The sequence below is a fragment of the Marinomonas polaris DSM 16579 genome, assembly GCF_900129155.1.
Lineage (GTDB): Bacteria > Pseudomonadota > Gammaproteobacteria > Pseudomonadales > Marinomonadaceae > Marinomonas > Marinomonas polaris.
In genome coordinates this window covers 96,816-109,810 of the sequence record NZ_FQVF01000020.1, presented here as the reverse complement: position 1 = coordinate 109,810, position 12,995 = coordinate 96,816, and the positions used below count along the sequence as shown (strand labels likewise).

Annotated in this window: 12 protein-coding genes; 8 read left to right on the top strand and 4 right to left on the bottom strand. The window is 42.4% G+C overall.

Translation table 11 applies throughout. The features are described from left to right. The 7 genes from BUA59_RS18995 to BUA59_RS18970 form a co-directional block, all read left to right on the top strand. On the top strand, nucleotides 1-478 hold a 478-nt coding region (locus tag BUA59_RS18995), incomplete at its 5' end, for an IS5 family transposase (protein WP_139248927.1). A 195-nt stretch (nucleotides 479-673) separates the two neighbouring features. Next, nucleotides 674-826: a hypothetical protein gene (locus tag BUA59_RS23930; protein ID WP_007146141.1), complete on the top strand. Its 153-nt coding sequence runs from the start codon at nucleotides 674-676 to the stop codon at nucleotides 824-826. 860 nt (nucleotides 827-1,686) lie between these two features. Further along, nucleotides 1,687-2,592: a phosphonate ABC transporter ATP-binding protein gene (gene phnC, locus BUA59_RS18990; protein WP_425435127.1), complete on the top strand. Its 906-nt coding sequence runs from the start codon at nucleotides 1,687-1,689 to the stop codon at nucleotides 2,590-2,592. Continuing rightward, nucleotides 2,589-3,452 carry a phosphate/phosphite/phosphonate ABC transporter substrate-binding protein gene (gene phnD, locus BUA59_RS18985; RefSeq protein WP_072841237.1) on the top strand — a complete coding sequence of 288 codons (864 nt, stop codon included), beginning with the start codon at nucleotides 2,589-2,591 and terminating at the stop codon, nucleotides 3,450-3,452. The genes phnC and phnD overlap by 4 nt, the downstream gene beginning before the upstream one ends. Nucleotides 3,453-3,461: 9 nt before the next feature. Next, on the top strand, nucleotides 3,462-4,268 hold the full coding sequence (phnE, locus tag BUA59_RS18980) for a phosphonate ABC transporter, permease protein PhnE (RefSeq protein WP_007146138.1): 807 nt from the start codon (nucleotides 3,462-3,464) through the stop codon (nucleotides 4,266-4,268). Nucleotides 4,269-4,277: 9 nt separating this feature from the next. After that, the gene (locus BUA59_RS18975; protein WP_007146137.1) at nucleotides 4,278-5,294 is read left to right on the top strand and encodes a phosphonate dehydrogenase; all 1,017 of its coding nucleotides are present in this window, start codon (nucleotides 4,278-4,280) and stop codon (nucleotides 5,292-5,294) included. Continuing rightward, nucleotides 5,282-6,151: a LysR family transcriptional regulator gene (locus BUA59_RS18970; RefSeq protein WP_007146136.1), complete on the top strand. Its 870-nt coding sequence runs from the start codon at nucleotides 5,282-5,284 to the stop codon at nucleotides 6,149-6,151. The genes BUA59_RS18975 and BUA59_RS18970 overlap by 13 nt, the downstream gene beginning before the upstream one ends. A gap of 361 nt (nucleotides 6,152-6,512) precedes the next feature. On the opposite strand, the gene BUA59_RS18965 is transcribed toward BUA59_RS18970, so the two are convergent. The 4 genes from BUA59_RS18965 to BUA59_RS18950 are packed head-to-tail and all read right to left on the bottom strand — an operon-like array spanning nucleotide 6,513 to nucleotide 12,359. After that, a complete protein-coding gene (locus BUA59_RS18965; protein WP_014611287.1) occupies nucleotides 6,513-6,917 on the bottom strand; it encodes a hypothetical protein in 405 nt (134 codons plus the stop codon). Then, nucleotides 6,914-8,983, bottom strand: coding sequence for an integrase (locus tag BUA59_RS18960; protein ID WP_014611288.1), 2,070 nt, complete (start codon nucleotides 8,981-8,983; stop codon nucleotides 6,914-6,916). The genes BUA59_RS18965 and BUA59_RS18960 overlap by 4 nt, the downstream gene beginning before the upstream one ends. Next, nucleotides 8,980-10,905, bottom strand: coding sequence for a hypothetical protein (locus BUA59_RS18955; protein WP_139248925.1), 1,926 nt, complete (start codon nucleotides 10,903-10,905; stop codon nucleotides 8,980-8,982). The genes BUA59_RS18960 and BUA59_RS18955 overlap by 4 nt, the downstream gene beginning before the upstream one ends. Next, on the bottom strand, nucleotides 10,902-12,359 hold the full coding sequence (locus BUA59_RS18950; RefSeq protein ID WP_007146129.1) for a site-specific integrase: 1,458 nt from the start codon (nucleotides 12,357-12,359) through the stop codon (nucleotides 10,902-10,904). The genes BUA59_RS18955 and BUA59_RS18950 overlap by 4 nt, the downstream gene beginning before the upstream one ends. A gap of 51 nt (nucleotides 12,360-12,410) precedes the next feature. On the opposite strand from BUA59_RS18950, the gene BUA59_RS18945 reads away from it, so the two are divergent. Beyond that, nucleotides 12,411-12,983, top strand: a complete 573-nt coding sequence (locus tag BUA59_RS18945) for an endonuclease (protein ID WP_084122546.1) — start codon at nucleotides 12,411-12,413, stop codon at nucleotides 12,981-12,983. Nucleotides 12,984-12,995: the final 12 nt, after the last annotated feature.

Sequence of the window (12,995 nt, the reverse complement as noted above, 5' to 3'; positions counted from 1 at the left end):
AACGCAAAAGGGAAAACAATGGTTCTTTGGCATGAAAGCTCACATCGGTGTTGATGCAAAGCGTGGGTTAGTTCACAGCTTCACCACGACGCCTGCCAATGATCACGATTTAAACCAGTTGACGGAACTTCTTCATGGCAATGAGTCATTTGTATCGGCGGACTCTGGCTACCGTGGCGTAGAAAAGCGCACAGAAACAAAAGATAAGAATGTCGATTGGTTAGTAGCTGAGATGCCCAGCAAGATACGTGCTTGGAAAAAGCACCCCCGCCTCAACAAGCAGCTGATCCGAACGGAATACTTAAAGGCGAGTATCCGAGCGAAAGTCGAGCACCCGTTTAGAATACTGAAATGCCAGTTTGGGTTCCGCAAAGTCGTCTACAAAGGCCTGTCTAAAAATGACAACAAACTCGCCGTGCTGTTTGCACTTGGAAATTTGTTACGAGTAGATCAGATGATACGTTCTGCACGGGGTTAATCCGTCCAAATAACGGTTGTAAGGTGCTTGAAGTACCTTACAAGTGGGTTAAGTGGTGATTAAATGTCGCTTCTGAGGAAATACTGTCACAAGCTGAAAGTCAGCTAAAAATTGTCTTACTTGTTCGTATGTTCCTAAAGCGAAAAGCGCTCTATCAAAATTATTTTGGAGAGTTCATTTATACAGGAAGAATGAATGATTAATCTAGGACAAAAATTTTTAAGTAACCATTTAGAAACAGCGCTTTGGAGAGTAGCCAGCTCGACAAAAGAGGTTGAAATTGAAGCTGATAATTCGTTTGCCGTTTATCGTAATACCTTTGATCAAACGGAAAAACAGGCACTTTAACTAGAGCAACGCGCATAGGCTATGAACGAAATGGTTGCGCAAGGTAATGAATAAGTGGGTAGCACAAATAGAATATCGAACTTCTGGTTGAGGAGCTCATGTCAACATCTGATAAGGTGAAAAATATTAGTAAGAGTAGTCACTCAATATCAACTCTGGTTGGAGCCATCTACTGCTGTGTTTTCTCTTAACTCTAAATCATCAGTTTTAATTAAAATGGGTGGTTAATGTTCATAATCATTGGTCTTTAGCGTCCCCGAATTGGTCTCTTTCGACCATAAGCCACTATTGACCCAACCTTCAAACTGGCTGTTTTGTCCTTATCTAAACAATGTATCTGAACGGCAACTTTGCGGACTTCACAGGCACAAGAGCAAAAAAGTCTGATCAGATTTCTTTCGAAGGTCGACTTCTGGGCATCCTAGTGCCATGAACTGCCGTTGAAGGTTAAATAGAGCGTGGCCTAATCGTCATGAATTAGGGTGCTGGAAAATTAAGGCTTTGCTTCAAAAGCGTTCATGTTTGACTGACCCAAAAACAGCTTACTTCAAGAGCAAAGCGATCATTATGAACCGAAAAAAAACTAGCTAACTTCCAACCTTCTTGCTCGCTGTTTTCTGAGGATTTAATAGGTAGCGCTTTGTGCTCGATGCCAGTGGTATTTAGTGCAACCAAAAATGATCGATTTCAACAAAGAGTCATTAATATTCCTGCATTCTTAAAATGTTAGTTTTGTGCTCAACCCCCCATATAGAGTACTGTCCCCGTGAGTTCTTTTTCACTCCAGTCAGTCAAGCTATGAAATAAAATAGTCATCTAAGCTTCATTTCTCTGTCATATTCAAACCTTAGTATTCGATTGTGAACCGCAATACAGCGGTGACAATTATTGCGAAAGGTAATGATATGACGTTAAGCCACTCACCTCAGCCAATTCTGTCCACAGACGATCTTGGCATAATCTATCCCGGCGGAATTGAAGCATTACGTGCAACCTCAATCAACTTTCAACGTGGTGAATTCACAGTGCTGCTAGGTTTATCAGGTGCGGGAAAATCATCCTTATTGAGGTCACTGAATCATTTGGTGAAACCTACCTCGGGTAAAGTGATTTCTGCTGAATTCGGAATACTGGATAATCAAGGCATACTGCGCCGGCATCGACGCAAAACCGCGATGGTGTTTCAGCACCATCAACTGATTCTGCGTCACACAGCCCTGCAGAATGTACTCATGGGGCGACTGGGATATCATTCATTCTGGCGTAGTTTATTGCCGCCACCCAAAACCGATCTTGAATTGGCATTGCATTGTCTGGATCGCGTTGGCCTTGCTGACAAAGCCCTGGTGCGGGTCGATCAATTATCAGGTGGCCAGCAACAACGAGTAGGTATTGCCCGAGCTTTGGCTCAGCAGCCGAGTATTATTCTGGCGGATGAACCTGTCGCCAGCCTGGATCCATCCACATCCGAAAAAATTTTGTCTCAATTGAAACAAATCTGTGCCGAAGACGGCATTACCTCTATCGTCTCATTGCATCAGCTTGAATATGCCAAACGTTTTGCCGATCGCATCATTGGTTTAGCTCAAGCCCAAGTGGTGTTTGATGCCGCTCCGCAAGAGCTCGATGACAAACAGCTCAAGTTGATTTATCAACAATCGGCCAACCCCAAAAGAAAAGATAAACAAACCGCCGATACGCAATCCAATTCTTCTTATCAACATTTACCCACTAAAACGGCAACACAACTGGAGATAGCAAAATGAAACTGTTTAAACAAATACTCTTAGCCACCACCTTGCTGGTGACAGCCATAAGCCCCTGTATGGCAGCAGATGCCGATCCGGATATGCTCAAAGTCGCCTTGCTGCCGGATGAAAACACTTCCGAACTAATCAAGCGCAATGAACCCTTAAAAAATTATCTGGAAGCCAAGTTAAACAAAAAGGTGGAATTAATAGTCACAACCGATTATTCATCCATGATTGAAGCGATGCGCTTTGGCCGTATTGATCTGGCCTATTTCGGCCCGCTGTCTTATGTGATGGCCAAATCAAAAAGCGATATTGAACCGTTTGCGGCAATGATAATCGACGGTGTACCGACATACCGTTCCATTTTGATCGCCAATACAGAGTCAGGCATTGATTCCTATGCCGACATTAAAGGTAAAAAAATGGCCTATGGCGATCGCGCCTCAACGTCCAGTCATCTCATCCCGAAAACGGTTCTTTTAGAGGAAGGCGGCATCGAAGCGAAAACCGATTACGAACAACACTTCGTCGGCTCGCATGATGCTGTGGCTGTCAATGTGGCCAATGGTAATGCAGATGCAGGCGGGCTCTCTGAGGTGATTTTTAAGTATGTGGTGGAACGTAAACTCATTGACCCGGCAAAAGTTAAAGTTTTGGGCTATAGCAAACCTTATCCACAATATCCCTGGGCAATGCGCTCCAACCTTAATAAGGATCTCAAAGTGAAAATTAAAGATGCGTTTGTCAGCCTGGATGACAAAGAGATATTGAAGAATTTCAAAGCAGAGGGATTTGCACCGATTACCGATGCTGATTATGACGTGATACGTGTTATGGGTAAATTACTGAATCTTGATTTTTCCAAGATGTAAGGATGATTTATGAATACCTACCTGATTACACAAACAGATGTGCTGCAAAGTTACAGCAAGAACTGGAAACGTAAAACCCTGCAGGTGGTGACCTTATTGGTCATCGTTCTGCTGGCAGCCTGGTATGTGAATGTACTGAACTTCGAAATTTTGGCAAATGGCTTGCCTGCAATAGGAACGTTGGCTGGCGAGTCTTTCCCACCGGACTTTACCAACCTTCAAAACTGGTTTTCACCCTTGCTGGATACGCTAGCAATGAGTATTGCCGGTACCGCAATTGCAGTTATATTTTCTGTGCCTATGGCATTTCTGGCAGCGCGTAATACCTCACCTCATGGTGTGATCTTTCAGCTGGCGCGCATCGTTCTAAATGCCCTTCGATCCGTTCCGGAACTGATTATGGGGATTATTTTTGTGGCTGCCGTCGGCTTCGGTGCCTTACCCGGTGTGCTGGCTTTAGCGCTGCATTCCATCGGCATGGTAGGTAAATTCTTTGCCGAAGCGATTGAGCACGTGGATGACGCTCCGGTGGAAGCCGCCCGTGCCGCTGGTGCCTCACCGATGCAGGTGCTCTATCACGCAATTCTTCCCCAAGTGATGCCGCAGTTTGCCGATGTCGCAATTTATCGCTGGGAATATAACTTCAGAGCTTCGACAATCATGGGCATGGTAGGCGCTGGCGGTATCGGTTTTGAACTTATGGGTTCACTACGCATTATGCAATATCAGGAAGTATTGGCTATCCTGCTAGTGATTCTGCTGATGGTCACATTGGTCGATGCCTTGAGCGGCCTGTTACGCAAAAAATTCAAGTAGGAGATAACGATGAAACCAAAATTGGTAATTACGCATAAAGTACATGAAGAGGTGTTGGCCATATTAGCACCGCATTGTGAGTTGATCACGAATCAGACCCCGTTCAGCTTATCACGCAACGATACAATGAAACGGGCGAAGGATGCAGAAGCCTTGATGGTATTCATGCCGGATCGGGTAGATACCATTTTTTTAGAGTCTTGCCCGCAACTGAAGGTCATTGGTGCGGCATTAAAGGGCTATGATAATTTTGATGTCGATGCCTGCACTGAACACAATGTCTGGCTGACCTTTGTACCAGACCTATTAACAGTACCCACAGCTGAATTAACCATCGGCCTAATGGTCGGATTAATTCGGCATATACGGGCGGCGGATCAACATGTACGTATTGGAAACTTTAAGGGCTGGCTTCCACAGTTTTACGGAATGGGAATTGAAGGATCCACTATTGCGATTATCGGCATGGGTGCAATTGGTCAGGCCATTGCACAAAGGCTGAGCGGTTGGGGTGCAACCTTAGTCTATACCGACACTCAGCCTCTGGATGCAGAACAACAAGCAGCATTAAAACTTGAATTTTTGTCTTTGGACGACGCCCTTGCTCAGGCCGATATCGTGATTATGGCACTGCCATTAAACTCGCAAACGCAACATCTTTTAAATACACAACGTTTACAGCAGATGCGGCCCGGTTCATTTTTGGTGAATCCCTGCCGTGGGTCTATTGTTGATGAAAGTGCCATTTTAGATAAGCTTAATAGCGGCCATTTAGCCGGATATGCCAGTGATGTTTTTGAAATGGAAGACTGGGCACGTCTCGACAGGCCAAAGGAAATCAATCCCAATTTATTAACACATCCCAACACCTTGTTCACGGCACATATCGGTTCAGCGGTGAGCAAGGTCAGGTTAGCCATTGAAACACGTGCGGCTGAAAATATTCTCAGGGTTTTGAACGGCGAGCCTCCATTGGATCCGGCCAACCAATTACCCGCACAAAAGGAAATAGCATGCTCAATCTGATCTGGCTGAAAAGTTTGATCATGGTGATTGAGCAGCGCAGTTTTCAGGCAGCTGCCGAGCAGCTGGGATTAGCCCAACCAACTATCTCGCAGCATATTCAGAAGCTGGAAGAAACGCTCTGCGTATCCTTGATTCATCGTGTGCGTAGCGGTTGCCAGCCGACTGAATATGCCCTTCGTCTTTTGCCGTATGCGCAGAGCATGTTGCGACTACAAGACAGAGCCTTGCTGGCTGTGAATCAACCCTCCATGAGAATTGGAGCCAGTTCAAATATCGGCATTTATCTGTTGCAGCCTTACCTGCAGAATTACCGGCATAAACAAGCGTTTATAAATGACAAACTGGATATCGTAATAGACAGCAACCCAGTCGTTGCCGAAAAACTGGAAAATGCTGAAATCGATATCGCCTTGATGGAATGGTGGCCAGGTAAAGCTGGTTTTGAATCTCAAATCTGGAAAACTGAAGCATTAGTCTTGATTACGCCTCCAGATCATCCACTTGCAAAACTGTCATCGATCAGTAAATCAATATTGTCCGGGCTGAATTTGTTAGGCGGAGAATCTGGCAGCGGAACAGGAAGGATACTCAAAAACTACTTGCAGGAATGCCAGCATTTTCCCACTGTATCAATGCAACTGGGCAGCACAGAGGCCGTTAAGCAGGCGGTTCGGGCAGGCATAGGAATATCGCTGGTATTTGCATCGTCTGTTGTTGATGAGGTGCAACATGGAAGTTTATGTGCAATCCCTTTAGAGGATCATGCGCTAACAAAAGACATCCAGCTGGTCTGGCGGCAGCAATCGACCATTCAGCAAAAACAGCCGCAATTTGTTGAATATTTACTCAGTTCATAGGTCAATCTTTAACAAAAAATATGATACTGCTCCCACGCAAATATAGATTCACCCAACGTATGACTAGGCAAGCACTTTAAAAACACAAATGATTCTTAGGATCATTGGGTCAGAATAGTTTATTTTCGAGCAAATATTGGGAGATTTGGTCACTACGACATTTAAAGATAGCCGTTTAAGTTAATACTGAAACAGGCAAGAGAGAAGAGATTGTTTTAGGTGGCGGGTTCAAGATTCAAACTGGCTGTTTTATCTCTATCTAAAATAAGGCTACCGAGCGGCAGCTTTGCGGACCAATAAGCCATAGTGGGGTTGTCAGCTTTAGTCACGACACATATTAAAATTGTAAGGCCGATACACTTTATTGCATACTAGATTTCTTTAATTCTTGTAATTCTCTACGTAGCTCGAAATTCTCTCTAAGAAGATTCATCATCTTCTCCAAACAGAGGTCATGTTCGGCCTTAAGTTTTGAATATCGAGCATTTGCCTTCTTCTTTTGAGATGTAATAAGCTTTATCGAATCGGAATTTTCTGGATCTCTACTAGCGGCAGAACATCTCGTGTTTTCAGTATTTTCAATTGAATCACACAAATCAGGGTATCTTTCCTGTTTTACAAACCCTTTCTTCTTACCCGCCTCAATCGCTACATTATCTTTAGTGAATTTAAAGGAAGGAGAATTAGTATCAATGATCTGAGCTTTCCCAGACTTCAGTCGTTCAAAAGCTTCCCAGTATAAAGCTTCGCCTCTTAATTCAGTCACTCGATGATCTCCTTAACAGGAATTAAATTGTTTCGTGCTGCAAGGTGTTGCTCTACAACAGATATTTCTTTTTCTCGCTGAAGTGAAAAGGGACTTTTTTCACCGTATATGGAGATTTCTTCTTTCCATACTTCGATTTGATCAGCCATGATTTCGGCAGTGTCATCGTTGAAAATAGCATCACTACAATCGATACATGGAAGAATCGAGGTAAATGCGACTCTATCGCAAGGCTCTATGGAAGAGCACCCTCCTACTACAGTTCTCCGATATGATAGTCTGCCTGATCTTACTTCTTTCTCAGTTAGAGCGCGGTCTTCGTAGATTGAAGGGAGTATACCTTTATTTTTTTGCCTCTGAAGAGTTGCACCTGCGCCACCAAATAGGATTCCTTCATAATCAGAAATGTCATTACAAATAGCATCAACCTTCATGGTTAAAACTTCTTCTTGAAGTTCATTTATAAAATCGAATAATCCTTCATTCTGATTGGTACCTCTCTCTACAAAATTATTCGCATAGGCACTTCCATCAGTATAATAAACCGTCATTTTTTCTATTGGATGTTTGAGTTGATTGGCAATTACTGGAATTGATACTCCTCCACGAGCAGCATATACAACTAATGAACGGCGATACATGTGCCATGCAAAAGGGAATTCCTTGCCGACATCTATACCTTTTTTAGAAAAGTCGACCCATGGGTTGAAACTCTGCATCTCTTCTAGGTCTTCATTTGTAATGACAAAGGCCTCTCGACGCAGTGTATTGTTAGTACTGGCTCTCCATCCCTCTTTGAATGGCCGAGGGTTCACAACAAATATAGGCGTCTCGCTGTCAACCCTCGAACTATGGTTAGGAAAAAGAGGGTACTTATCTTGATTCACAGAATCCATATTCAGCGAATAATAGAACCTGTAGATTAACCTTGCACTGGCAAGAGCGCACTGATAGTAAAGTTCTGCTTGATCTGCCGTAACCCAGAACTGTTTCTTTGGAGAATTACCAGCAAACTTGAATGTATAGCTATCAAACCCGCAAATTACTTCTTCCCCATAAGTAACCCTTCGATAGCTATTTAAAGGGATTGCTCGTACTTCAGAGACCCTCATGCCAGTAAATTGAGAAATCATAGCTGCTGAAGTTTTTTGAATATAGCTAATATAGTTTGTTAATTCCTGAATGCTATCAACTTGTAACTCTTCTAATAGGTTAGCGATATCTGGATATGTTTCTTTAATATATTTCCATACCTGTCGAGCGATAGTAGCGTTACTCTTACGCCATTTCCCGAATTTGATTTCCCCTTTTTCTGCTCTCTCCTTAGTCACTTCGTAATGTTCCCAGGCTTTCTCTACTTCCGTTACGACCTCCATAAACTTAAAACAGGTCTCGGTACTTTGTTCGATAAGCTCGCTGAGCAACCTTATTGGAATGACAGGTGTTTGGATTTTTTCTCTAATTGCTTCATCCACGCGCTCCTGAGCTTGTTCAGCTACCAGTTTAGTTAAATCCACAGAGGGTATAAGGTTGAAATCGTTTACCTGATGCGATAGTTGCGAGAGGTGTTTAATCAGATTGTATAGACTTGCAAGCCTAACCCACTCTTGGTACCGACTTTCCGCCCCTTCCAATCTACATTCGATAAATTCGGTTTTACCTAAAACATCTGCGAACTTAATTCCAGAAGATAGAGCATATCTTGCTAAGTATTTTATTTGTATCCATAGCGCCATTACGCTGTTTACTGATAGCTGTCTTCGATACCATAAATTTAGAATGATTAATTTAGAATCTTGAATGATAGAATTGGCGAGCGGACTCTGTCTTTCAAAGACTCCATGATCTTCGGAAAATATACTTTCGAAATATATACGAGCATTTGGTCTTGACGTGTATAGAGAAAAATCCCAAACATTATCAGCAAAAACAGACAGAATGTCTCCGTTTCTTCGCCGACTTATAACATGGTTAGAATCAGGGGTAGAAACATCAGTAGATAGTGAATCAGGCGAAGTATGCTGAGCAATCCCTATAGTGTCATAGGGTACTAGTTGAACATTCACGAGTATGCCTCCAAATCAGCTAGTAGATCAAAATGACTCTGCCAATGCTTTGACAAATCTCCTTGCTTTACTTTATTCATAGCATCATCAACTAAAGATTTTTTAGCTGGAAATTGCTTTATTAGCTCTTCAAGTATTTCATCAATTCTATAGAGTATTGGTGCAAACTTAATGGCGTAGGAAGCTTCGTTTGCTGCGCGTTTCTGCGCGTATGGAAGCAATACCTTTAAACTAGTTATAAGGTGAATATCCTCTTCGTCAGCATGTAAAACATAATGCCTACAGAAAAAGCATGTTTCGCTTCTACTGCAGTTTGGCTCGGGTGCTGAGTCGGTAAAACCTTCGCTACGCTTAGCTTGAGATAAATCGTTAGCATTACAGTGGCCAGCAGGCGTTTTATGTAGACCGTTATTTATCTGTACAGGAATGTATTTGGCGCTTCTCGATGAATCTATTGCTTCATTCCACATTTCGTTCATGAATGTAGAAAGTTCTTTTAATCCAGCTATCTTCGGTGGATTGGAATAGCTCTTGAGGGTAGTTTTCACGTCATTCTGTAGTTTCCAAGCAACGGTATTGATGTCACCATTACTTAGATTCCAAAAAGACCATGAAACACCTTTTCTTAGCTCTCTAGGGGTATGCCACTTAACATTAGGTAAATGTCCTATTAGCCATTCTTTAAGAGTATCAATGGAGACTTTATTCAAAGGGGCGCATTTACCGATTCCAGAGATTCTAAAAAATCCTACTCTTTGAACATCTAAATCGAATTCAATTTCTCCCCACTGACGAAGCTTTTCATATTTCTTGTGGAATTGGTAAAACTCTTTCCCCATTGTTGGGTAAACTGTCTTATTACCCGCTCTAACCTTTAGCCCAGTGAAACTGTAGCCTCTAGGCGCTTTACAATTGATCGGCTCAGATTTCTCACAAGAGCTTAATCTTAATGCAGAGGTGACACCATTATTGGTACCTACAATCCCAATAAATGCAAGATAGTAGCAATACGTTGCAGAGTTATAGAGCGACTTTCGCTGTAAGTCTGTATTTAGGCTATTGGTCTTGTCTAGGCGTTTGATCCAGTTATCGTAAACAGACATTACACCAACGCATTCTCGCCAATCTGTATATCGACCACGCACTTCTTCTCTAGATACAATGCCAGCATCATCATTCACAAAAGATTTTGTATATGAAGCTTTGCTCAGGTGACTAGATCTTGAGAAAACATGTTTACCAAAGCCCCAATGACTTAAGTCTAATACAAAAGGAAACGGTTTTTCATTGATTAGTATGTCTGTGAAGCGCTCAAAAATAGCAAGCAATACTTGCACAAATTGGTTGCGTTCTAAGTCGTCTCCTGGAAGAGATTCTGACTTACCTTCTTTAATATGAGGTATCTTTAAGCTGACCTCGTTATCTGTTAACTCCAAGGCCCATGCCAATGCTTTTTTGGTAGATGATAGTTCAGCTGAAGCAGAGCGCTCTTTCAAACTACCTTCCGTACCGTCAGCTAAACGCGTGCTCAATACTAGATGTTCATAATAGCTATATACCGACTCAATCCAATCCTTATCATTAGATAACGACATCCCTTTACTATCAGCGAAATCAATAAACCTGGCTATCTTGCCTGCATGGCTATAAACAGTAGCTTGATTGTATGTGCTAGCTCGTAGTCCTTCGATTATTCGTTCGACATACTTTAGCCTGTCTTTAACGATAGATTCCTTAGCGACAGAACGGCTCTTATGGTTAGGGTTTCTTGCATTACTCCTTACTGAGTAACACCAACTTCCTACATCACAAGTTCTGCATGAGTTGTCGATATCGAATTCAAGCACTGTCATTTCGGGTTTCAGAACTTCTGTTATCTTGTCTGTAATGTGGATGATTATTTCTGGACGATACTCCATCAAACTCGATTCTCCCCGTAGATAGCTTCGAGAACTTTGTATCCGTCAAGAATAATAGCTTCATGCATTTCATTAATCGAATTAACGTTAAGCAGCGTTTCGTCAAAATTGACATATAGTCTAGAAGTAGCAATATCGTTATGGTTAAGAGCGGTTTTGACAGCTAGTTCCATATGAGTTGTTGTGAATCTTTTTTCAGGATCGTTGGCAAGCTTTCTAACAATGTTCATACCAAAGGTAGCTCTAAGGTCGTGCGGCGCAAACTCATCAAGTTCAGGCCGATCTTGTCTTACACGAGCAATGAAATTGCGAATATTTGCCCGAAAAGTGCTTCCGTTTTGAGGACTGAATGCAGGAGCATTGACAACCCAATGAGCAGCTTCATCTTGCCTCTTCCTGATCTCACTTCGCGAGGAATAGAATGGATTAGATTGCTCTGTTAAGAATACATAATTTTCATCGCTCAAACCGAAGAAGCTGCTTTTCATTCTTTTAGCGTTTAGTTCGCTATTTATATAGACGAACAATTTCTCAATAAGGGTCTTGGGGAACCTAAAGTTATTAGGCTTTCCAAACTTAGTATCGATTGGGAATCTACTTCTGTGAGAATGAATAAAAACCCAACTTTTACCAGTACGTTTAAGTTCGTCATATGCCTCTTTAATGTGGCCTACACGAAGGGTACATGCTGATTGAATCCGCGCTCCCGTATTGAGCATAGTCAGCATAATTAATTCGGTTGCTACTGAGCAATACTTTCGCTCCAAGCCCCACATTATTGCCTGTTGCTCGGCTATGGATAGAGGGCGCAATTCTCCACCATCCATTATTCTGTCTGGCCGAGTTTCTGCTTTTGTAACCTTGATAGAAATATCGGTTGTTTGGACCTCTTTAAATCGAGATAAACCCTCATTATTCAAAGTCTGAACATACCTCTTAAAGCTTCTAAATGGTCTAGATCCAATACGAGACTCATCTACAAGATTGTGGTTGAGTATACCTCTATAAAAAGCAATGACATGGCCGACATGTTTACTTGCGGTACTTGGAGCCATTCCTAGATCAATAAGTTCTTGTAGTTTATATCTGAAAAGATAGGTTGGTCGTCTTCTCGTTTGCGCTGGGAATTCAAGTAAATCTAGATCTTCGTCTTCAATGAACTTTAGATAAAAACACAAGCTTTTTGCTCGATCCTTGATTGATTCCATTTTTGATCTAAGAGCAGTGTTTAGGTGGCAAAGAAGGTAAGCATTGCCCAGATCCCATGGAACTCCGTTCCCATTCAAAATTACTGGCATCTCTGGCCAAAACCCAGGCTTTCTTTCCCATTGCCAACCATCTTCAAGACAACCTGCTGGATTTGTATAAATTGCTTTTCCTTCTTGAAATTTCTTTATATACACAACTCTTGCTTGTGAACGAAAGTGTTTGGAGGAATTAAATCTTCGTCTAGCCACTAAATTGCCTCTTAATAAATCATATGTTCATTTGTATATTTTTATAGGTAGATGTCAACTATGATTTTACTAGGTAGGTCTTTAAATGCCGTTCGTAGCAATTACAAATGGGGATTGATACCGGGTGAGGCACGGGAGTTTGGACGTTGTGATTTTGAGGTTGATAGAGCTCAACGAGTGGCTGAACCGCCCGAATCCGCACGAGGAATGATTGCCAGAATTAAGCTGTACTTTGCAGATAGATACAACATTAGATTGTCTTCACAGCAGCGCCAGTTATTCCAGTCATGGAATGCAATACACCCTGTTACTGATTGGGAACTTGAACGCGATCGTCGAATCGCTAAATACCAGGGTTGGCACAATCCATACGTCCTAGAAAGAGCAAGGCTTGGCACCGTATCACCTTCTAATAACGTGCCTCAGTCAACGGACGTGCAAGCGCACCAGACCGCTCCACCCACTGATACTGAAGTAGTAAGAGGAAACCGTCGTAGTGGCGTCTACCATCTCGCTAGCGGGTGCCCTAGCTACCACTCAATAAGCAATGCCAATATTGTGGAGTTTGACAATGAGAGCAACGCAATAGAAGCAGGGTTTCGTAAAGCTGGCAATTGCCGATAGGTGCATTGAAAG